The following is a 17,924-nucleotide window of genomic DNA, read 5'->3' as shown; positions in this document are numbered from 1 at the left end:
AGCGTCAATGGCGCAGGCAGGGGACAGTCGCGTTCGCGATGCGCATGCGAAGCCGATCAAGGATGTGGCAGACATGCTGCAGATCGGCAACCTGCGGCGGTCGGCCTCGGAATGGGTCGGCCCCTGCCCGCGCCCGGGCTGCGGCGGAAGGGACCGCTTTTCGCTGTCGACCCGCAAGAACCTGTTCAACTGCCGCATCTGCGGGGCGAAGGGCGACCAGATCGCCCTGGTGCAGCACGTTCTTGGGCTGGACTTCCTGGCGGCGCTGGACTGGCTTTGCGGGCCTCGGCCGGAACTGACGCCGGAACAGAGGGCGGAGCGGGAGCGGACCGAGGCGCAGAACGCGGCGCGCCGCGCGGCCGAGGCCGAGAAGTATCGCCGCCGCGCCATCGCGCGCGCCCGGGAGATATGGCAGCAGGGCGTGGCAGCCGAGGACACGCCCGTTCGCCACTACCTTGACAGGCGGGGCATCACCCGCACCCTGCTGCCGCGACTGCCGGTTTGCCTGCGCTTTCATCCGGCGCTGCCCTACATGGTCGAACGCGGTCCGCGCGACTATGCCGAGCTGCATCGCGGGCCTGCGATGCTGGCTGCGGTGCAGGGGCCGGACGGCAAGTTCATCGGTGTGCACCGCACATGGATCGACCTGTCGCAACCCAAGGGAAAGCTGGTCATCGCGCACCCGGACACGGGCGAAGTGCTGCCATCGAAGAAGATGGAAGGCACCAAGAAGGGCGGCGCCATCCGCCTGAAGCCCGGCGCCCGCATCCCGGCGCTGGTGATGGCCGAAGGGATCGAAACGACGTTTTCGGCCATGGTGTCGGGCGCGATGCCGGACGCGGCGTTCTGGGCGGGCGTCGACCTGGGGAACATGGCCGGGGCGCGGATGCTGGGGCGCGGCCAGAAGTATGCAGGCATTCCCGACCTAACCGATGCGGAGGCCTTCGTGCCGCCCGATTGGGTGCGCGATCTGGTCTTCATCCAGGACGGCGACAGCGAGCCGCGCCTGACGCGGGCCAAGCTGCTGGCGGGCTTGCGGCGCGCCAAGGCGACGCGGCCCGGTCTGCGCGCGCGGATCGTGCCGGTGCCAGAGGGCATGGACCTGAACGACGTTCTGTTGCGCGGCGTGCCGAAGGATTTCGAGGAAAGGGGGATGGAATGACAGCCGGACCCGATGACGTGCGCCGCCTGATGGATGGCGCGGAGGAAATCGACGCGGACCTGTCGGGCGGAATGGACATGCCGCCACCGCCAGATCAACCGGAGGGCGCGCCGCCCGGGCCCGAGGCCGATTGCGTGGGCATGCCGTTGAACGACCTGGGCAACGGGCAGCGCTTCGTGCGGCACTTCGGCGAGGATCTGTTGTTCGTTCCGCGCGTCGGATGGCATGTCTGGACCGGCACGCACTGGCAGCGCGACGATGACAAGATCGCGGTGCGCGCCAAGGCGCACGGCCTGTCCGAGCGCATCGCGAAGGAAATCCATCACATGCAGCCGACGGATCGCGAGCGGGCGATCCTGGCACGCGCGGAAGCGGCGGAAGACACGATCGAGCGCGTCGAGGCGATCGCGCGGGGCGAGCGCAGCGAAGAAGACCACAAGGCCCTGCGCGACGCCCGCGCGGTGATCGAGCGGCGGAGCGAGATCCTGAAGGATCGCAAGACGGCCGTCGCGCGCCGTCTGACGCATGCGAAGAACGCCGGCAACTCGAACGCCATCAACAATTTCACGGGCGAGGCCGAGGTCATGCTGGCGCGCGCGCTGGAAGACCTGGATGCGCGTCCGATGGACGTGAACTGCCTGTCAGGGGTGCTTCGATTCCACGTTTCGGACATGCGCGAAGAAGGCGCCAGCAAGATGGCGGAGGTCGAGGTCATCCCGCACGCGCGCGACCACCTGATCACCAAGATCATGCCGGTCGAATACGATCCCGCGGCGACCTGCCCGGACTTCGACGCCTTCATGGAAGAGATCCAGCCGATCGCCGAGCAGCGCCGGTTCCTGCAGCGCTGGTTCGGCCTGTCCATGACTGCGATCCAGATCCAGCAGTTTGCCTTCTTCTACGGCATGGGCGCGAACGGCAAGTCGGTGCTGGTCGACCTGATCATGCGGATTCTGGGGACCTATGGCGCCGGGGCAAAGATCGAAAGCCTTACCGGCGCGAACCGCCGCGGCGGCGGCGATGCGACGCCGGATCTGATGCTTCTGGTCGGCGCGCGCGGCGTCAAGGCGTCGGAGCCGGAGGAAGGCACGCGTTTCCAGGAAGCGCTGATCAAGGAGCTGACCGGGGGCGAAAAGTTTTTGGCCCGCGCGCTGCATGCCGATTTCATCGAGTTCACGCCGCATTTCAAGCTGACGATCAGCGGCAACCACAGGCCGGAGATCCACGGCGGCGACGACGGCATATGGCGCCGCGTGATGCTGGTCGACTTCCCCGTGCAGATCCCGGCCGAGCGCCGCAGGCCGAAGGCGGAGATGGACGAAATGCTGTGGCGCGAGCGCGCCGGCATCTTCCGCTGGATGGTCGAAGGCTTGCTCGACTACCTCGAGGGGGGGCTGCAGGTGCCCGCGGCCGTGCTGGCCGCGACGCAGGAATACCGCGAGGACAGCGACCTTCTTGGCGCGTTCCTGGAACGCTGCTGCGTCGTGACCGGAGAGCATGCGGACATGCTGCCCGCGCGCGACCTGGTGCAGGCCTTCAACTTCTGGCTCGAGGATCAGGGCAAGGGGTCGTGGCGCCCGACAACCGTGTCGAAGCGTCTGGCCGACAAGGCGCGGCGCTGGAAAAGCCCGGTGACGCAGCGGTCATTCGAGCCGCACAAGGCCTCGACCATGTCCTACAGGGGCATCCGGTTCAACGACATCTTCGGGCCGCGCTTCCGTGACGCGCCACGCGACGCGAAGGGCAACGTCCTGCATGGCGCGCGCGCGATGGGGGATGACGAATGAGCGGGCCTGACGACGTGGACATGGATCGCATGCGGGCGTTGTGGGCCCAGAAGCTGACCGCCGCCGCCGTCGGCGCAGAGCTGGGAATATCCGGCGACCGCGCCCGCGACATCGCCAGGCAGAAGGGCCTGCCGCCAAAGCGCCAGATCATATCGGTGCCGCGCAAGGAAATGTGCATGATGTGGCACGCCGGGGTGTCGCGCAGCGAGATCGCCGCCAGGTTCGGCGTGTCGCCGCCCTACATTTCGCAGCTGGCCAGTCGCTGGAAGCTGCCCGCGCGCGGCGCAGGGGGCCGGCCACGGGCTGACGCCGTGGCGCCGGGGCCGAAGGACGTCCCCGGCGACGTGCCGGTCGCCCGTTCCGTGGCTGCGCCCCCCATCGCGGCGAAGGGATCGGCCTGCGAGCAGCCCCGCAATCCGAACTGGCCGCCGTCGCTGGATGCCGCGGTGCGCGCGACGGGCGGACGGCATCGCGCCGTTTCGGACCTGGCCGCCGAGATCGGCCGTCCGATCGCTGCGGTACAGGCGCGCTGGCATCTGATCAGGGGGCGCACATGACAGCCCCGCACCCCGTTTCACCTGACATTCGGGAGGGTAGGGAGGCTGCCTCCCTGCGGTCAGGGAGGGTGGGCGCATCAAGGGGCGCGGGGGAAAGTCAGGTCATGTCAATGCGTTACACGTCAGTCAGGGAGGCTAGGGAGCGTAGGGAGGCATACGCGCGCCTACGTGTGAAGCAACGGGGTGTGGGGGTATTGTCCCTTGATCCTTCTTCACGTGTAGCCGGTTCTCCCTCCCTACACTCCCTAGCCTCCCAAAAAGACAATCAAGGCATTGATAACACTGAACAGTTTCTGACGATCTGGTGGAAGTCCATCCTCCCGTCACGTCCTCCCTATCCTCCCTATCCTCCCGAACAGAACCAGCGGAACAACAATATGGGGCGCAACCATGGCTGACAGGCACAATATGTTGATTGAAGGCGCGGCAAAAACATTTGACCGTGGGGCCGTGGAGGCGCGGATCGCGCCCGTGGTGCGGGGCCAGAAGGTGAAGCGCGCGCTTGGGGTGCAGCAGATCCTGGAATGGGCGTTCGGGCGGGAGTGCGTGCGGATCGACACCGATCCGACGTCACGGCTGGGCGGTCAGGGCGCCGTGGGCTTCGGGATGGAATATGTGCTGCTGCAGCGCCAGATCCTCGGGTGCCGGGTCGACACCTCGGTCGGGCGGTCCAGCCCGCACGAGGATGCCGAGATCGTTGCGGCCATCGTCGAGAACCTGCCGCAGACCTATGGCGGGCTGCCGATGGCGTTGCGCATCGCCGAGTATGCCAGGGCCGGCACCACGCCGGACTGGCTGCCCGGTGCGCGGACGCGGGTGGTGCCGAAGGAGTGGTCCGAGAACCAGTTCGGGGTCAGGGCGTCGACCGCGGTCGCCGAGGTGATCAGCTATCGCCACCGCGGCCGGATGGTGAAGCGCGAGGTGCGCTGCTGCCCGGTGACATACACGCCAAGCGCGTCACAGATCGCTGCCGCCCGTCGCGGCTATCTCGACTGGTGGGGGGCGCTGCATCACATCCGCCATGGCCTCGGGCTGGTGCGCCTGAGCGACATCGATGTGACCGACGCCATGCCGCCGATGGAGCCGTGGCGGCGTCGCTAGATTTTGGGCTTGACGAGACCTAGCCCCCCTTGACATAGTGCACTCGACCGAATTGCGCCCGGCGGGATCATCCCTCCGGGCGTTTTGCTTTCCCGATCCCTCGCGCGCTCGCCGACAGGCGCGTTGTCACCGGGCGCTGCAGCGGCGAGGCGGCGTCCACCCCCTTTCGATCACCCGTCGCGGCCACCCCTCGCGGGTCCTTCCGCCGCACCAGCGTATACGGGGCCGCGAGGCGCGTAAGCTTTGCATCGCTAAACGAAATCCAAAGCCTAAACCAGTTTGGGCTAAACGAGAGGCTGTTGCCTAAACGATCCCATGCCGCACCTGACGACCACTGAACTTGCAGCGGAGCTGTCGGTAACGAAAGGCCGGGTCAGCCAATGGGTCAGCCAGGGCGTTCTCGAGGGGTGCTATACGGGCGCTGGCCGCGCGCGGCGCTTCGACCTGGAAAAGGTCGCGGAAAGCCTGGGGCGCAAGCTCGACAAGGGGCAGATGCTTGGCAATGGTCTGAAGACCCGCCGGGCGATACGGGAAGTCACCGCGGGGGAAGCGGAGAAGAAGCCGGCGGAGCCAGGCAAACCCGCCCGGAAGGATGGGCCGCTTGGCGAGGGCGATCCCGACCGGATGGAGCTGGCGAAGATCCAGATCGCCGAAGAGAACCTTCGGAAGGTCCGGCGCGACAACGAGGCGGCCGAGGGGCACTACGTCCTGGCCAGCGAGGTCGAGCGGCAAACACGCCAGATCCTGGCGCAGGAGATCGCCGAGGTCGAAAACGTGTTGCGCGACGGGGCGCGCGAGATTGCCGATCGGCTGGGCGTCGACTTCAAGTCGGCGCGCAAGATCCTGATCGATCGCTGGCGTGACCATCGCCGCACGCGGACCGAGGCGCTGCAGGCCGCGGCGGATGCGGCCGATCTGACGGACGCCGAGCGGAAGGCAGACATCTGATGGGGTTCCTGTCGCCTGCCCGCGCGGTCGTCGCCAGGGGCGCGGCCCGCGCGATGCTGCCGCCGCCGCCGCCCGACATCACGCGGTGGTGCGAGGAAAACATCGTCTTCGACGAGCGCTCGCCCCTGCCGGGGCCGTTCCGGATCGATCGCTTCCCGTTCCTGCGCGAGATCCACGACGTCCTGTCGCCCGAGCATCCGGCGCGGGAGGTGACGGTCCGGGGATCGGCGCAGATCGGCAAGACGGTGTCGCTGGTGCTGCCGACGCTGGGGGCCTGGCATGCGAACGGGCCGCTGGATTCGCTGGTCGTGCAGATGAGCTACGCGATCGCGAAGGACTTCGTCCTGACGAAGTGGGGGCCGTTCCGCAGGCAGACCGCCGCGGTGCGGGCCATCTTCGGGACCGGGTCCGGCGACAACGTCGATTCGCTGTTCAACCAGGAGACGGTGAACCGCGACGGATCGCTCAAGGTCGCATCGGCCGGATCGCCGTCGGACCTGACCGGAACGACCCGGCGTCTGGTCATGATGGACGACCTGGCGAAGTGGGACATGACCGACAAGGGCGATCCCGAGGAGCTGGCGGCAAGCCGGGCCGAGTCGTTCGAGGATGGCAAGATCGTGCGGATCTCGACGCCGCTGGTGGCGGGAACCTGCCGCATCACGCGGGCCTTCGCGCGGTCGGATCAGCGGTACTTCCATGTGCCGTGTCCGCATTGCGGGAACATGGCGCCGCTGACCTGGGAGAACCTGAAGAAGAACATCGAACCGGAGCGTCTGCACGCGGCCTGCTTCACCTGCGATGCCTGCGGCGGCGTGATCCGCCACAGCGAGAAGGAAAAGATCGTCGGGCTTGGCAAGTGGGTCGCCTCGAACCCGAAGGGCGATCATCCGGGCTTCCACCTGTGGCGCGCCTATGCGCCGCAGCGGGACTGGGCCTCGATCGCCGTGCGCTATGCCCGGATCATGGGCTGGACGACGCTGTCGCTGACGTCCGAGACGGAGGCGGAGATCGCGAAGACGGTCGAGGCCGAGACGGAACAGGTGTTCTGGAACGACTTCCTTGGCCTGCCCTACGAGCAGGCAAGCAAGGGGCCGGACTGGGAGAAGCTGCGCGACCGGGCCGAGAACGCGGCGGAGGCCGACACGCTGCCGCGCGGCGTGCTTCCGGCGACCGGTTTCATCCTGACGGCGGGCGTCGACTGCCAGCTCGACCGGACGGAAGTCCAGGTCGTGGTGTTCGAGAGAGACTACCGGCGCCGGGTGATCGATTACATCGTGATCCCGCATCACATCGGCGAACAGGAGTGCCACGACGCGCTCGACGCGCTGCTGAAGTCCGGCTGGCGGACGGTGAACGGGCTGCGCGTCCAGATGGACATGATGGCGATCGACGCCGGTGCCTACACGGAGAGCGTCTGGGCCTTCGCGAAGCGACACCCGTGGAACCGGGTGATCATCGTCAAGGGCGGATCGAGCCAGACCGGGCCGGTCATGGCCCCGATGCAGTTCGATCGCCGCCCGGATGGGAAGGCGCGCAAGGTGCAGAAGCGCGGTTTCATCCTGAACGTCAGCCAGATGAAGGCCGACTTCTACGCCTGGCTGGCGAAGGACGATCCCGTATCGCGCGGGTTCGTGGGCTTCGCCCGCGCCATGGGCGATGAATACTACCGGATGGTGACGTCGGAAGTCCGCGTTCTGAAGCGGAGCCGGGCCGGTGTCACCACCAGCCAGTGGGAAAAAGTCGAGCCGACGCGGCGGAACGAGGGATTGGACACCATGCTCTACGCCGAGGCGGCCGCCAGGCGGAAGGGATGGGCCGCGATGACGGACCTGCAGTGGACGGCGCTGGCGGACGAGCGGTCGGCCGTGCCGAAGGACAGCCAGCCCGACCTGTTTGACGCCACCGTCGCCATCGCGCCGGCAGAGGCACAGCAGGGTCGGGAAAAGACGCGCGATGAGCCGAAAACCGGGCGTGAAAGCTGGTTCGGGTCGGATCGGGGCAAACGAGGAAGGTGGTTTTCATGAGCTTCAGCCAGACGGAACTTGACGCGCTGCGCTCTGCCTATGCCTCTGGCGTGACCGAGGTCCGCTATGACGGGAAGGTCACGCGCTACGATGACGGCGCGGCGCTTCTGGCGCGGATCCGCGTGATCGAGGGCGAGATCGCCCGCGCCGCGTCAGGTTCGGCCTCGAAATCCGTCAGCCTTGCCGCGTTCCGGAGGGATTGAGATGACAGAGCGCATCCCCTTTGGGTTCGTCGAACGCCTGATCGAGCCGTTTTCGCCCAGCCTTGCCCGCAAGCGCCTGTCGCAGCGCGTCGCGCTGGACTTCCTGCGCCGCGGCTACGATGGCGCCGCGCGCGGCCGGGGCACGCAAGGGTGGACCGCCACCGGGTCTTCGGCTGACGCCGAGGTTTCGGTCGCAGGACCGGCCCTGCGCGCCAGGATGCGCGACCTTGTCCGCAACGATCCGATGGCCGCGCAGGCCGTCCAGGTCCTGGTCAACAACATCGTCGGTCCCGGCATCCGCCCGCGGGCGAAGACCGGGAACAAGCGGACCGACAAGAGGGTCAACGAGCTGTTCCGGCGCTTCGCCGCGACCTGCGACTGGCACGGCCACACGGATTTCTACGGGCTGCAGGCTCTGGCCGTGCGCGAGATGATCGAGGGCGGGGAGTGTCTTGGCATCCAGCGCTTCATGCCGCGCGGATCCGGAAAGGACGTGCCGCTGAAGATCGAGCTGCGAGAGGCCGATCACCTTGACGATGGCCTTCGCGGCTACGGCGTCACCGGCCCGCGCATCGACATGGGCATCGAGTACGATGCAGCCGGTCGCCGCGTGGCCTATCACATGTTCCCGGATCATCCGGGCGGCACATCGAACGTGTTCGGGAACCGCCTGAAGTCCGAGCGGATCCCGGCCGACCGCGTCGTGCATCTGTTCGAGCGCCAGCGCGTCCAGAACCGGGGCGTGCCGTGGGGCGTTTCCGCGATGCGGGGCCTGCGCGACTTCGGTGACTGGCATCGCGCCGAGATGGTCCGCAAGAAGACGGAGGCCTGTCTCGTGGGCGTCGTCATCGGCGAGGATGCGGGCGCCGAGACGGTGGCGCCGTCGATGAAGGATGCGGCCGGAAACAAGGTCGAGGAGTTTTCGCCGGGAATGGTCGCCTACACGGCCGGCGCGCAGAGCATCGAGTTCAGCCAGCCGGCGGCGGCGGGCGGCGTCGCCGAGTGGAGCCGGACGCAGCTGATGATCATCGCGGCCGGATTTCGCGTGCCCTACGCACTGATGACGGGGGACTTCAGCCAGTCGAACTTTTCGTCGAACCGGGCAGGCCTGAACGAGTTCCGCCGCATGGTCGACCAGCTGCAGTGGCAGTGCATCATTCCGATGCTGTGCCAGCCGATCTGGGACTGGTTCATCCTGGCCGCCCGGACGCAGGGCCTGCTGCCAGAGGGCGATGGCCCGATCGGCGTCGAGTGGGCGCCGCCGCGGTTCGAATCCGTCAATCCGAAGCAGGACGCGGACGCGGACCTGGCAGAGGTGCGGGCCGGGTTTTCGACCCGGTCGCAGAAGATCGCCGCGCGCGGCTACGACCCGGAAGAGGTCCTGGACGAGTGGCGCAAGGATGCGGAGGCGGCCGACGCCGCGTTGCTGGTCTTCGACAGCGATCCGCGCCGCGTGGCGAAAGCGGGCAGCGCCCAGCCTGAAACGAAACCAGTCGGCGCTGCCGACACCGTCACGGAGTAACATCTGATGCCGAAGGATCTGACGCAGCTGCCCCTGATCGGGCGGCGGGCCGACGTATTGCCCGACACGATCGACGCCGACGCGCGCGAGATCGACATCATCTGGACGACCGGCGCGACCGTGCAGCGGTATCGCTGGGAGGGCTGGGACGACATCGTCGAGTATGACGAGGAGCTGATCGTCTCCGAGGCCGCCGTGCGCCTGGACCGGTTGAATGCCGGTGCGCCGTTCCTGGACTCGCACATGTCCTACAGCCTGGAAAGCGTCATCGGATCGGTCGTTCCCGGCTCGGTGCGGATCGAGAACGGGCAGGGGTCGGCGCGGATCAAGCTGACCTCGGCGCCAGACGCGGCGGACATCGTGCATCGCATCCTGGAGAAGACGGTGCGCCACGTTTCGGTCGGGTACCGGGTCCACAAGTACGAGATCACCAAGGCTAGCGGCGAGCGTGAACTGTGGCGCGCCGTCGACTGGGAACCCTACGAGATTTCGGCGGTCGCCATGCCCGCCGATGCCGGTGCGCAAATCCGGTCGGCCAAAGAGGTCGCCCCGGGCATGGCGCTGAGTCCGTGCGTCCTGATCCGGCAGGACCAAACCGCCGCAGCCGCGGCTTCCCTGAAAGGAACCACCATGACTGACAAGACGAAGGCGGCGGTCGGCGCTGAAACCGATCCGACCACGGCGCAGACCGAAACCCGGACTGCCCCGACCCAGCAGCCTGCGCCGCAGCCTGCGGACAGCACCAAGGCGGTTTCGGCCGAGCGCGAGCGCGGCCTGGCCATCACCAAGCTCGTGCGTCAGCACGGCCTTGACCAGGACTTCGGCGACAAGCTGATCGAGGAGGGCAAGACCCTCGACCAGGCGCGCGCCGCGATCCTGGATGCTCTTGTCGAGCGCAGCCCGAAGGCCGGTCAGTCCGAGATCGCGCCGGCGCAGGCGCGCGGTGACGGCGCCCGCGAGGCGGGCTACCGCGACGCGGTGTCCGAAGCGATCCTGCACCGGTCCCGTCCGAACGTGAACAAGCTGACCGACGCCGGGCGCGAGTTCCGCGGCATGTCGCTGATCGACATGGCCCGCGATGCGCTGGAACGCCGCGGTGTCTCGACGCGCGGCATGTCGAAGCTGGAGCTGGCCGGCGCCGCGTTCCAGATGCGCTCGGCCGGGATGCACTCGACCTCGGACTTCCCGAACATCCTGGCGAACGTCGCGAACAAGTCGATGCGCTCGGCCTACGAGTCGGCGCCGAAGACCTTCACGGCCTGGGCCCGTCGCGCCACCATCGCAGACTTCAAGCCGGTCAGCCGCAACAAGCTCGGCGGCGCGCCTGATCTGCTGAAGGTCAACGAGAGCGGCGAGTTCAAGTACGGCACGATGGGCGAGAAGAAGGAAACCTACTCGCTCGTGACCTATGGTCGCATCATGGCGCTGACGCGTCAGACCATCGTCAACGACGATCTGGACGCCTTCACCCGCATCCCGGAAGCCTTCGGCGCCGCAGCTGCGGACCTCGAGTCCGACACCGTCTACGCGATCCTGACCGGAAACCCGGCGATGTCGGATGGCACGGCGCTGTTCCACGCCAACCACGGCAACCTGCTTACCGGTGCCACGATCTCGGAAACCTCGCTTGCGGCGGCATACCGCGCCTTCGGCAGCCAGAAGGGGATCGAGGCGCGCCCGATCAAGGTCATGCCGCAATACATCATCGTGCCGCCCGGTGCGCGTTCGGTCGAAGCCCGCAAGCAGGTCACCGCGACGACGCCGGCCAGCACGGCCGACGTCAACACCTTCGCGAACCGCCTGCAGGTCGTCGAGGAGCCGCGCCTGATCCCGGCGGCGGGCAACGATCCGTGGTTCCTGGCGGCTGATCCGAACCGCATCGACACGGTCGAATACGCCTACCTGGACGGACAGGATGGCGTCTTCACCGAGACCCGCATGGGTTTCGACGTCGACGGCATGGAGATCAAGGCGCGCCACGACTTCGCCGCCGCCGCGATCGACTGGCTCGGCATGTCGAAGAACCCCGGCGCGTAAGGCGCCATGACCTGATGGCGCGCCCGATCGGGGCGCGCCGCATCCATTCCTGATCTCGGGAGACTCCCCCATGAAAAACTTCGTACAGGCGGGTGACGTGATCACCCTTACGGCCCCCTACGCGGTGACCTCCGGCCTTGGTGCGCTGGTCGGGTCGATCTTCGGCGTTGCCTGCGGCGACGTCGACAACGGCGCGGAAGGCGAGTTCCAGACCACCGGCGTCTTCGACCTTCTGAAGGTCGGATCGCAGGCCTGGACCGTCGGCGCGAAAATCTACTGGGACAATACCAACAAGTATTGCACCACGGTTTCGACGTCGAACACGCTGATCGGTGTCGCGGTCGCGGCGGTCGGATCCGGCGCGGGCGAAACCACCGGCCGCGTGCGGCTGAACGGCGCGTTCTGAGGCCAGGCCGCGTCATGAGTGCCATGTCCGCCGCCATCGACAGGATCTTCGCCGATCCGAACATGGCGGCGGATGCCCTGTGGACGCCATACGGGTCAACAACGCCCGTGTCCTGCCGGGTCATCCGCAAGGCGCCGGATGAAATCACCGAGTTCGGCGCGGCGCAGATCCTGTCCGAGACGACCATCATCGACGTGCGCGCAAGCGAGATCGCCGCCCCTGGCGCGCGCGACAGGGTGCAGATCGGCACAGAGGTTCTGGTCGTGCGGGGCGCGCCGCGGCGTGACCGCGAGCGCCTGGTCTGGACCTGCGAGATGGTGCCGGCATGAGGCTGGACATACGCATCGACGGCAAGATCGAAGACATGATGGCGTCCGAAGTGCGCAGCGGCGAGCGTGCCGTGACGCTTGCGATGAAGCAGGCCGGCGCGTCGCTGAAGTCGATCTGGCGCGGGCAGGTTGCAAGCGCGGGTCTGGGTTCACGGCTGGCGAACGCGGTGCGCAACAAGACCTTTCCGACCAGCGGCTCGAGCCTGCGCGCCGCCGCCCTGGTCTACACCAAGGCGCCGAAGATCATGGACGCGCATGAACGCGGTGCGCTGATCAGGTCGTCGAGCGGCTTCTGGCTTGCGATCCCGACACCCTCGGCGGGTCGCGGTCGGAGGGGACGGATCACGCCGGGCGAATGGGAAAACCGCACCGGCCGGCGCCTGCGCTTCGTCTATCGCAGCGGCCGCTCGGCGCTTCTGGTCGATGACGGAACGCTTCGGCAGGGACATGCGCCCGCCTTCGGAGCCCCCAAGAAGCGCGGCTTCAAGAACAGGACGGTGCCGATCTTCATCCTGGTGCCGCAGGTCAAACTGAAAAAGCGGCTGGATCTGTTCAAGGCGGCGAACGCGGTGCATGCGCTGCTGCCCTCGCGGATCGTGAAAAACTGGCAGGGTGAGTGATGGCAACGAAGCGAGAGACGGCGCTGGCGGCGCTGCATGCGGCGCTGCAGCTTGGCCTTGGGGGTCTTGCGATCGGCATCGAGCGCGGCGCGCCGGTGCCCACGGAGATATCCGCAGACGGGCTGGTCATCCTGCGCGACGGTCAGCCGGGCGAGCCCGAGGTGACGATGTCGCCGCTGGCCTATCACTACGAACACCGCGCCGAGATCGAGATCTACGCGCAGGACGCGGACGACGACGCGCGCGCGACGGCGTTCGATGACCTTGTCGCGGCGGTCGGTGCGGTGATCGCCGCAAACCGAACGCTGGGTGGCGCCGTCCTGTGGGCCGAGGCGGAAGCGCCGGAACCGCAGGACCTGCCGGTCACCGGCGGCGCCGCGATCAAGGCCGCGACCATCGCGGTCGTCCTTCACTATTCGACATCCGATCCCCTGGTTTAAGGAGACATCCACATGGCACGTCAACGTGGGGCGCGGACGCAGCTCGCGCTCGCCTATGAATCGACGTACGGCACGGCGCCGGCGAGCGGTTACACCCTGATGCCCTTCGCGGCATCTGACCTTGGCGCCGAACAGCCGCTTCTGGACAGCGAACTGCTGGGCATGGGCCGCGATCCGCTGGCCCCGATCCTGGACGCGATTACCGCGGGCGGCGATCTGACCGTGCCGATGGACGCAGAGGCGCTTGGCTTCTGGCTGAAGGCCGCCTTCGGCGCGCCGGTGACCACGGGCACGGGCCCCTACACCCACACGTTCAACTCGGGCGGATGGGCGATCCCGTCCATGGCGATCGAGGTCGGCATGCCGGACGTGCCGCATTACGCGATGTATGCGGGCGTGAAACTGAACGAACTGTCCTGGCGCATGCAGCGGTCGGGGCTTCTGACCGGCACCGCGCGGCTGATCGCGCAGGGGGAAGACACCGCCACGTCTTCGAACGCCGGAACGCCGTCGTCGCTGAACCTGGTGCGCTTCGGCCACTTCCAGGGATCCATCACGCGCAACGGGTCTGCGCTTGGCAATATCGTCGATGCGGAGATCACCTATTCCAACAACCTCGACCCGGTCGAAACGATCCGCGCCGACGGCAAGATCGATGGCGCGGACGAAGGGCTGGCAAGCCTGCGCGGCCGGATCACCACGCGCTTTGCCTCGACGACGCTGCTGGACGACGCGATCGCTGGCACGCCCTGCGAACTGGCCTTCGGCTACACGGCGCCGGGCGGCGAGAGCTTCACCCTGACGGCGCATGCGGTCTACCTGTCGCGCCCGAAGACGCCGATCGAGGGGCCCGGCGGCGTGCAGGTGACATTCGACTGGCAGGGCGCGCTGGATACCAGCCCGGCGCGGATGGCGACCGCCGTCCTGGTCAACGACAAGGCGAGCTACTGATGCTGAGGCTGAAGATCAACCGCGCGCCTGAGTGGGTCGACCTGGCGCGGGGTGTCCGCGTCCAGGTCAGCCCGGTGACCAGTTCCGTGATGGTGGCGGCGCGGTCCGACATCGCCGCGCTTCCCGAGGGTCTTGATCCCGGCGTCGTCAGCGTCGCGCTGACCAAGGCGATCGCGCGGCGCGTGGTCATCGACTGGGACGGTGTCGGCGATGAGGACGAGAACCCGATCGGCGTGTCGGAGGCGGCGGTCGACGCCCTGATCGACCTGCACCTGATGTGCGAGGCGTTCAACGCCCGCGTGCTGTGGCCCTACCTGGAGTTGCAGCGCGAAAAAAACGCATCATCGCCCTCGCCGAATGGCATTTCGGCCGGGGCGGAAGCTACTGCCCAAACTGCGTTTCGCTCTGCGCGGAGTGCCCAAGAATCGTGAACCGGCCGCAGACGGCGGAAGGCTGGCAGCTTTGGCGGCTGGTCCTGTCGCTGGGCGGGCAGATCCGGTTCACCGGCGGGGGGATGGCCCCGCCAGTTCCCATCGGATGGGACATGACGGCGGCGCTGGCGCTGGCCGGCGCCATGGGCATCGACGCGGCGCTGGTCGCCGAGGTCCTGCCCGAGATCGAGCAGGCGGCGATGCGAGCGATGATAGAGGCGAGGGACGACTGACATGGCGGAAAAGCGGGTCTCGGTAAAGTTCCAGGCGGTTGGCGCCGACAAGATGAAGGCCGAGTTCACCGAGATCGGCCGCGAGGGGAAGCGCGCCTTCGACGGGGTGCGCGACAGCAGCGCCCGGATGGGGCCGCAGTTGCAGAATGCCGCGTTCCAGGTCGGCGACTTCTTCGTCCAGGTGTCGTCGGGCACCTCGGCGACGCGGGCGCTGGCGCAGCAGTTGCCACAGCTTCTGGGTGGTTTCGGCCTGTTCGGGGCGCTGGCCGGTGCCGGTGTCGCGGCGCTGGCGGCGCTGATCCCGGCCATCTTCGGAACCGGCGAAGAGGCCAAGGACCTCGACGACAAGATGCAGGACCTGGAAAAGTCCATGACCGCCTATGTCAAGGCGACGAAGGAGGCGCGCACGCCCATCGGCGAGCTGCGGCAGGATTACAGCGACCTTGCCGACGAGATCCTGCGCCTGCGCGAAATCCAGGCCGCCGTCGATACGGCGCGCGCCTCAAAGTCGATCGGATCCAGCGCGGATGCGATCGCGAACGAGGCGCTGCAGGGCGACACCAGGATCAATTCCGCGGTGGGCGTCGCCGCGCTTGAGGTGGGCCTGGATGCGCTGATCGAGAAGGGTGACATCCTGCGCGAGAAGCTGCAGCTGGCCGAGCCGCTGTCCGAGGCCGAAGCCGAGATCCGCCGCCAGATCGAGGTCAACGACGCCTACATCGCCACGCTGTCGCGCGTGCAGGACGGTGTGAGTGACCTTGCCGAGGAATGGGGCGTCTCGGCCGAAGCGGCGCAGCGTGTCGCAGAGGCCGCCGCGCGGTTGCGTGAGGCACCGGTCGACGAAACGGCAGAGGCTGCCCGGAAGTTCGCGGATGAACTGATCAGCGTGTTCGGATCGGCAGAGGCGGTCGACGCGATCTTTCCCCAGATGCTCGACAAGCTGAACGATCTTGTCCAGGCGTCGGCCGACTTCGCGGCGAACCTGGGAACGGCCGCTGTGAACGCCGCAGAGGCGCAGCGGCTGGCGCAGGCGGCCTATGATCGGGGCAACAAGCAATATGGTGGCCGTGGCGGCGATCCGCGCCAGTTCATGAGCGATGGGGCCAAGCCCTTCGTCTATGAGGGCCCGGCGCTTGACGAGAACAACAATGTGAGGGTGACGACGAAGGGTGGCGGAAAGGCGAATGCCGGCCTTGCCGAGGCGCAGAGGCTGTACGAGGCCACGCGCAGTTCGGCCGAGAAATACGCCCAGGAAGTCGAGCGCATCAACGAGCTGCACCGGCTGTTTCCCGACATCGTCACGCAGGATGTCGTCGACCGCGGTCTGAGGGAGCTGCAGGAGCAGCTGGGCCGCACGGATGGCATGGCGCAGCGCGCGGCCAGCGCGATCCAGACCGCCTTCACCGGCCTGTTCGATGATCCGAAAGAGGCGTTGCGCCAGCTGGGCGAGCAGCTGCTGCAGATGGCCCTGTTCAAGCAGCTGGCCATGTCCTTTCCGGGCACCTTCGGCGCTGGCGGCGTGATCCCGCTGCCAAGCTTCGACGGCGGCGGGTTCACGGGGACCGGGACACGCAGCGGCGGCCTGGACGGGAAGGGCGGATACCTGGCCATGCTGCACCCGAACGAAACCGTGACCGACCACACCAAGGGTGGCGGCATGGGCGGCACCAGCGTCGTCGTCCAGAACTATTCCGGCGCGCCCGCGCGGGCGGAGCGATCGCAGGGGCCTGACGGCCGCGAGATGGTCCGCGTCATCGTCGGCGAACAGATGGCGCGCGGAAACTATGACAAGTCCATGCAGGGCCGCTACGGCGCCCGCCCGAACCCGGTGAAACGCTGATGGCCCTTCCTCCGATCTGGCCCGCGAGCCTTCCGCAGACGCCGCGCCGCGGCGCCTGGGTCGGCGGTCCGACCGAGGCGCGCGTGCAGTTCGAGGCCGAATACGGCCCGCCGATCGAGCGTGCGCGCACGACCGCCGACATGGAGGTTTACAGCGCGACCTATCCCAACCTGTCGAACGCGGCCCGCGCGGCGTTCATGGCGTTCTTCGCGGGCGATCTGGGGCGCGGCGTGAACCGGTTCGCGATGCGCGATCCCGTCACGCAGGATCTGGGTCTGTGGAAGGTCCTGGGCGACGGGCGGCAGCCCTATGTCCTGACCGCGAAGCAGGCCGGATGGAACGACCTGACGCTGACGCTGATGAAGATGCCGGGGGCGATCTGGTATGCGCCCTACGCCACGGCCACGGGCGATCTGCGGCTGCCCTACGTGGTCGCCGATTACGAGAACGGGGTCTTCGGTGTCGACGGCGTCAGGACGACGGCGGCGGCCGTCGCCGCGGTGACGGGGCAGTTCGACCTTTACACGACCGCGACGGGTGGCGCGGTGACCGAGGAGCTGGATCATTCCGTCTTCGCCGGTGATGTGCCCGCAACGGCGCCGGGTGGCGTCGCGAAGATCGTCGGCTATCGCCTGGGCGACCTGGTCGATCCCTATGCGGCATTCACCGCTGCCTATGACTTCGGCAACGCAGCGGGATCGACGCTTTCGGGGTCCGAGATCCTGACCGCGCCGAACCTCGCGCCGGGTGGGTCCGGGTATGACCTTGCGGCGCTGAGCGCGGGGGCGCGTTTCGACCTTGTGAGCGGTCAGGCGGTGTCGGCGGTCGGTGACGCCATGGTCAACATCGGCGGCGACCTTGGGACGCTCGCCCGCACCCATGCGGTGCAGATGATCTATGATGGCGAAGTCACCAACATCGCGAACAACCCGATCCTGTTCTCGTTCCAGCCGACAAGCGGGAATGGCCGGTTGATGGTTTACGTTACCGCGGCCGGCCGCGTGAGGGTGGAGGCGCGGAACGCGGCCAACGTGGTGATCCTGAACGTCGAGGCCGCGACCACGATCGCCGACAATGCGCGGTTCAAGCTGTCCGTGTCACTTGAGTTGAACCAGATATGGGTGGACTGGGGCGCGTATTCCGGTGGCACTGTCGTGACCTCGCCGATCCTGTCCGGCGCTGCGGCTGATCTTTCTGGCCAGGACGTCAGCTACAACAATGCCTGCATCGGCGGCTACCTGCCGAACGGCGCGCTCCATGCCAACAACCGGGCGGCGCTGAAGATCAATTCCATGTCCTTCTCGGGGCTTTGATGACGCGCGCCGCACAG

Annotated in this window: 18 protein-coding genes; all 18 read left to right on the top strand. The window is 67.5% G+C overall.

The annotated features are described in order from the left end of the window. The first annotated feature begins 7 nt into the window (after window positions 1–7). The gene (locus tag OEW28_RS18730) at window positions 8–1,162 is read left to right on the top strand and encodes a DUF7146 domain-containing protein (protein WP_263736327.1); all 1,155 of its coding nucleotides are present in this window, start codon (window positions 8–10) and stop codon (window positions 1,160–1,162) included. Continuing rightward, the gene (locus OEW28_RS18725) at window positions 1,159–2,949 is read left to right on the top strand and encodes a DNA primase family protein (protein ID WP_263736326.1); all 1,791 of its coding nucleotides are present in this window, start codon (window positions 1,159–1,161) and stop codon (window positions 2,947–2,949) included. The genes OEW28_RS18730 and OEW28_RS18725 overlap by 4 nt, the downstream gene beginning before the upstream one ends. After that, window positions 2,946–3,506, top strand: coding sequence for a hypothetical protein (locus OEW28_RS18720; protein ID WP_263736325.1), 561 nt, complete (start codon window positions 2,946–2,948; stop codon window positions 3,504–3,506). Before OEW28_RS18725 ends, OEW28_RS18720 begins: the two co-directional genes overlap by 4 nt. Window positions 3,507–3,896: 390 nt before the next feature. Beyond that, the gene (locus tag OEW28_RS18715) at window positions 3,897–4,607 is read left to right on the top strand and encodes a hypothetical protein (RefSeq protein ID WP_263736324.1); all 711 of its coding nucleotides are present in this window, start codon (window positions 3,897–3,899) and stop codon (window positions 4,605–4,607) included. 315 nt (window positions 4,608–4,922) lie between these two features. Further along, on the top strand, window positions 4,923–5,555 hold the full coding sequence (locus OEW28_RS18710) for a hypothetical protein (RefSeq protein ID WP_263736323.1): 633 nt from the start codon (window positions 4,923–4,925) through the stop codon (window positions 5,553–5,555). Then, entirely contained in the window at window positions 5,555–7,582 is a 2,028-nt protein-coding gene (locus OEW28_RS18705) for a phage terminase large subunit family protein (RefSeq protein WP_263736322.1), read from the top strand. The genes OEW28_RS18710 and OEW28_RS18705 overlap by 1 nt, the downstream gene beginning before the upstream one ends. Next, a complete protein-coding gene (locus OEW28_RS18700; protein ID WP_263736321.1) occupies window positions 7,579–7,785 on the top strand; it encodes a phage head-tail joining protein in 207 nt (68 codons plus the stop codon). The genes OEW28_RS18705 and OEW28_RS18700 overlap by 4 nt, the downstream gene beginning before the upstream one ends. A gap of 1 nt (window position 7,786) precedes the next feature. After that, a complete protein-coding gene (locus OEW28_RS18695; protein ID WP_263736320.1) occupies window positions 7,787–9,307 on the top strand; it encodes a phage portal protein in 1,521 nt (506 codons plus the stop codon). A 6-nt stretch (window positions 9,308–9,313) separates the two neighbouring features. Next, window positions 9,314–11,344, top strand: coding sequence for a prohead protease/major capsid protein fusion protein (locus OEW28_RS18690; RefSeq protein WP_263736319.1), 2,031 nt, complete (start codon window positions 9,314–9,316; stop codon window positions 11,342–11,344). A gap of 70 nt (window positions 11,345–11,414) precedes the next feature. Beyond that, entirely contained in the window at window positions 11,415–11,750 is a 336-nt protein-coding gene (locus OEW28_RS18685) for a DUF2190 family protein (RefSeq protein ID WP_263736318.1), read from the top strand. A gap of 14 nt (window positions 11,751–11,764) precedes the next feature. Further along, window positions 11,765–12,079, top strand: coding sequence for a head-tail joining protein (locus OEW28_RS18680; protein WP_263736317.1), 315 nt, complete (start codon window positions 11,765–11,767; stop codon window positions 12,077–12,079). After that, on the top strand, window positions 12,076–12,699 hold the full coding sequence (locus OEW28_RS18675; protein ID WP_263736316.1) for a DUF6441 family protein: 624 nt from the start codon (window positions 12,076–12,078) through the stop codon (window positions 12,697–12,699). The genes OEW28_RS18680 and OEW28_RS18675 overlap by 4 nt, the downstream gene beginning before the upstream one ends. Next, window positions 12,699–13,139 carry an acyl-CoA transferase gene (locus tag OEW28_RS18670; protein ID WP_263736315.1) on the top strand — a complete coding sequence of 147 codons (441 nt, stop codon included), beginning with the start codon at window positions 12,699–12,701 and terminating at the stop codon, window positions 13,137–13,139. Before OEW28_RS18675 ends, OEW28_RS18670 begins: the two co-directional genes overlap by 1 nt. Window positions 13,140–13,151: 12 nt before the next feature. After that, window positions 13,152–14,090 carry a phage tail tube protein gene (locus tag OEW28_RS18665; protein WP_263736314.1) on the top strand — a complete coding sequence of 313 codons (939 nt, stop codon included), beginning with the start codon at window positions 13,152–13,154 and terminating at the stop codon, window positions 14,088–14,090. After that, entirely contained in the window at window positions 14,090–14,521 is a 432-nt protein-coding gene (locus tag OEW28_RS18660) for a hypothetical protein (protein WP_263736313.1), read from the top strand. Before OEW28_RS18665 ends, OEW28_RS18660 begins: the two co-directional genes overlap by 1 nt. Next, window positions 14,518–14,754: a DUF7697 family protein gene (locus tag OEW28_RS18655; protein ID WP_263736312.1), complete on the top strand. Its 237-nt coding sequence runs from the start codon at window positions 14,518–14,520 to the stop codon at window positions 14,752–14,754. The genes OEW28_RS18660 and OEW28_RS18655 overlap by 4 nt, the downstream gene beginning before the upstream one ends. Window position 14,755: 1 nt before the next feature. Next, window positions 14,756–16,594, top strand: a complete 1,839-nt coding sequence (locus OEW28_RS18650; protein WP_263736311.1) for a hypothetical protein — start codon at window positions 14,756–14,758, stop codon at window positions 16,592–16,594. Next, complete coding sequence (locus OEW28_RS18645; protein WP_263736310.1) at window positions 16,594–17,907, top strand: hypothetical protein; 1,314 nt, start codon at window positions 16,594–16,596, stop codon at window positions 17,905–17,907. Before OEW28_RS18650 ends, OEW28_RS18645 begins: the two co-directional genes overlap by 1 nt. The last annotated feature ends 17 nt before the right edge of the window (window positions 17,908–17,924 follow it).

It is taken from the genome of Albidovulum marisflavi (assembly GCF_025751435.1).
Classification (GTDB): Bacteria; Pseudomonadota; Alphaproteobacteria; order Rhodobacterales; family Rhodobacteraceae; genus Albidovulum; species Albidovulum marisflavi.
Note: the sequence above shows the minus strand (reverse complement) of the source record. Positions and strands in the feature narration are given on the sequence as shown.

Bases quoted from the DNA above. Each gene is read 5' to 3' on its own strand.
- OEW28_RS18685 (WP_263736318.1), top strand. From the start codon at position 11,415: ATGAAAAACTTCGTACAGGCGGGTGACGTGATCACCCTTACGGCCCCC.
- OEW28_RS18670 (WP_263736315.1), top strand. From the start codon at position 12,699: ATGGCAACGAAGCGAGAGACGGCGCTGGCGGCGCTGCATGCGGCGCTG.
- OEW28_RS18680 (WP_263736317.1), top strand. From the start codon at position 11,765: ATGAGTGCCATGTCCGCCGCCATCGACAGGATCTTCGCCGATCCGAAC.
- OEW28_RS18700 (WP_263736321.1), top strand. From the start codon at position 7,579: ATGAGCTTCAGCCAGACGGAACTTGACGCGCTGCGCTCTGCCTATGCC.
- OEW28_RS18710 (WP_263736323.1), top strand. From the start codon at position 4,923: ATGCCGCACCTGACGACCACTGAACTTGCAGCGGAGCTGTCGGTAACG.
- OEW28_RS18725 (WP_263736326.1), top strand. From the start codon at position 1,159: ATGACAGCCGGACCCGATGACGTGCGCCGCCTGATGGATGGCGCGGAG.
- OEW28_RS18730 (WP_263736327.1), top strand. From the start codon at position 8: ATGGCGCAGGCAGGGGACAGTCGCGTTCGCGATGCGCATGCGAAGCCG.
- OEW28_RS18650 (WP_263736311.1), top strand. From the start codon at position 14,756: ATGGCGGAAAAGCGGGTCTCGGTAAAGTTCCAGGCGGTTGGCGCCGAC.
- OEW28_RS18660 (WP_263736313.1), top strand. From the start codon at position 14,090: ATGCTGAGGCTGAAGATCAACCGCGCGCCTGAGTGGGTCGACCTGGCG.
- OEW28_RS18705 (WP_263736322.1), top strand. From the start codon at position 5,555: ATGGGGTTCCTGTCGCCTGCCCGCGCGGTCGTCGCCAGGGGCGCGGCC.
- OEW28_RS18645 (WP_263736310.1), top strand. From the start codon at position 16,594: ATGGCCCTTCCTCCGATCTGGCCCGCGAGCCTTCCGCAGACGCCGCGC.
- OEW28_RS18690 (WP_263736319.1), top strand. From the start codon at position 9,314: ATGCCGAAGGATCTGACGCAGCTGCCCCTGATCGGGCGGCGGGCCGAC.
- OEW28_RS18720 (WP_263736325.1), top strand. From the start codon at position 2,946: ATGAGCGGGCCTGACGACGTGGACATGGATCGCATGCGGGCGTTGTGG.
- OEW28_RS18675 (WP_263736316.1), top strand. From the start codon at position 12,076: ATGAGGCTGGACATACGCATCGACGGCAAGATCGAAGACATGATGGCG.
- OEW28_RS18665 (WP_263736314.1), top strand. From the start codon at position 13,152: ATGGCACGTCAACGTGGGGCGCGGACGCAGCTCGCGCTCGCCTATGAA.
- OEW28_RS18715 (WP_263736324.1), top strand. From the start codon at position 3,897: ATGGCTGACAGGCACAATATGTTGATTGAAGGCGCGGCAAAAACATTT.
- OEW28_RS18695 (WP_263736320.1), top strand. From the start codon at position 7,787: ATGACAGAGCGCATCCCCTTTGGGTTCGTCGAACGCCTGATCGAGCCG.